Annotated in this window: 1 rRNA gene; it reads right to left on the reverse strand. The window is 57.6% G+C overall.

The features are described from left to right. Positions 1–2672: ribosomal RNA gene (locus IF12_RS0122365) — 23S ribosomal RNA — on the reverse strand; the annotation flags it as partial.

Genomic DNA, 2672 nt, shown 5'->3' on the forward strand with positions numbered 1-2672 from the left:
GTTAAGTTCTCGGCGGTTAGTACCCGTCCACTCCACACCTCGCAGTGCTTCCATGTCGAGCCTATCAACCCAGTCATCTTCTGGGCGCCTCACCAAACTAGACGTTTGACGGAGATCTCATCTCAGAGCACGCTTCCCGCTTAGATGCTTTCAGCGGTTATCGCTCCCGAACGTAGCCAACCAGCCATGCCCCTGGCGGGACAACTGGCACACCAGCGGTTCGTCCATCCCGGTCCTCTCGTACTAGGGACAGCCCTCCTTCAAATCTCCAACGCGCGCGGCGGATAGGGACCGAACTGTCTCACGACGTTCTAAACCCAGCTCGCGTGCCGCTTTAATGGGCGAACAGCCCAACCCTTGGGACCAACTCCAGCCCCAGGATGCGACGAGCCGACATCGAGGTGCCAAACCATCCCGTCGATATGGACTCTTGGGGAAGATCAGCCTGTTATCCCCGGGGTACCTTTTATCCGTTGAGCGACACCACATCCGTACGTCGGTGCCGGATCACTAGCCCCTGCTTTCGCACCTGCTCGACCCGTCGGTCTCACAGTCAAGCACCCTTCTACGCTTACACTCACCGACCGGTTTCCAACCGGCCCGAGGGTACCATTGGGCGCCTCCGTTACCATTTAGGAGGCAACCGCCCCAGTTAAACTACCCACCAGGCACTGTCCCCCGACCGGATCACGGCCGCGGGTGAGACACATCATTTAGTCAGAGCGGTATTTCACCAACACCTCCACCCCAACTAGCGTCGAGGCTTCCCAGGCTCCCGCCTATCCTACACAAACCAGACAATATGCCAATACCAAGCTATAGTAAAGGTCCCGGGGTCTTTCCGTCCTGCCGCGCGAAACGAGCATCTTTACTCGTACTGCAATTTCGCCGAGCATGTGGTTGAGACAGCGGGGAAGTCGTTACGCCATTCGTGCAGGTCGGAACTTACCCGACAAGGAATTTCGCTACCTTAGGATGGTTATAGTTACCACCGCCGTTTACTGGCGCTTCAATTCACCACTGCACCCCTCACGGGGTTGATGGATCCTCTTAACGTTCCAGCACCGGGCAGGCGTCAGTCCATATACCTCACCTCACGGCTTCGCATGGACCTGTGTTTTTAGTAAACAGTCGCTTCCCCCTGGCCTCTGCAACCCCCCACCGCTTCCGGACGCTTCGTCCCACGATCAGGGGCCCTCCTTCTCCCGAAGTTACGGAGGCAATTTGCCGAGTTCCTTAACCACACATCACTCGAACGCCTCAGTATACTCTACCTGACCACCAGTGTCGGTTTAGGGTACGGGCCGAACACCACTCGCTAGAGGCTTTTCTCGACAGCACGGGATCATCGAATTCACTCAAAAGAGCTATGCTTCAGCGCTCACCCTCGCCACTCAAGACGGTGTCCCCGGATTTACCTGGGAACACGGGCTACCACCTTACCCCGCCTAATCCACCAGACGGTACAACTACCCCACTGCGTCACCCCATCACTACGCTACACACGGAAAGGACCCCAACCACTCACCAACGAATGGCCACCCGAAGGCAACCTCCCGCCGGCTCACAGCCGGTTAGCACAACCGCTATCACTCATACGTGGCACTCGGGTACCGGAATATCAACCGGTTCTCCATCGACTACGCCTCTCGGCCTCGCCTTAGGCCCCGACTAACCCAGGGCGGAACAACCGTCCCCTGGAACCCTTAGTCAATCGGCGCACAGGATTCTCACCTGTGTTTCGCTACTCATGCCTGCATTCTCACTCGCACACAGTCCACCCCAGGATTACTCCGAAGCTTCACCCCATGCACGACGCTCCCCTACCCAACCCCGCCAGACGCATCTAACGGGCATTGCTACGGCTTCGGTGGCGTGCTTCAGCCCCGCTACATTATCGGCGCAAAACCACTCGACCAGTGAGCTATTACGCACTCTTTCAAGGATGGCTGCTTCTAAGCCAACCTCCTGGCTGTCAACGCGACCCCACATCCTTTTCCACTCAGCACGCCCTTAGGGACCTTAGCCGGTAATCTGGGCTGTTTCCCTCTCGACGACGGATCTTCTCACCCGCCGACTCACTGCCGCACTCAACACCATGGCATTCGAAGTTTAGCTGAGCTCAGTAACCGACACGGCCCATCACCCAACCAGCGCCCTACCACCACAGTGCAACACACGACGCTGCACCTAAATGCATTTCGGGGAGAACCAGCTATCACGGAGTTTGATTGGCCTTTCACCCCTACCCACACCTCATCCCCCCAGTTTGCAACCTAGGTGGGTTCGGGCCTCCACGACCTCTTACAGCCGCTTCACCCTGGACATGGGTAGATCACCCCGCTTCGGGTCTACAACACACCACTACACGCCCTATTCAGACTCGCTTTCGCTCCGGCTCCACCACACGGCTTAACCTCGCGGCATACCATAACTCGCAGGCTCATTCTTCAAAAGGCACGCCATCACCCGACCACAAGCAGCACAAGACCACTTGCCAGGCTCTGACGGATTACAGGCACATGGTTTCAGGCACTCTTTCACTCCCCTCCCGGGGTACTTTTCACCATTCCCTCACGGTACTCTCCACTATCGGTCACCGGACCTCTTTAGGCTTACCAGACGGTCCTGGCAGATTCACACGAGCCTCCACGAAACCCGCGCTACTCGGG

The sequence above is a fragment of the Glycomyces sp. NRRL B-16210 genome, from assembly GCF_000719515.1.
Classification (GTDB): domain Bacteria; phylum Actinomycetota; class Actinomycetes; order Mycobacteriales; family Micromonosporaceae; genus Glycomyces.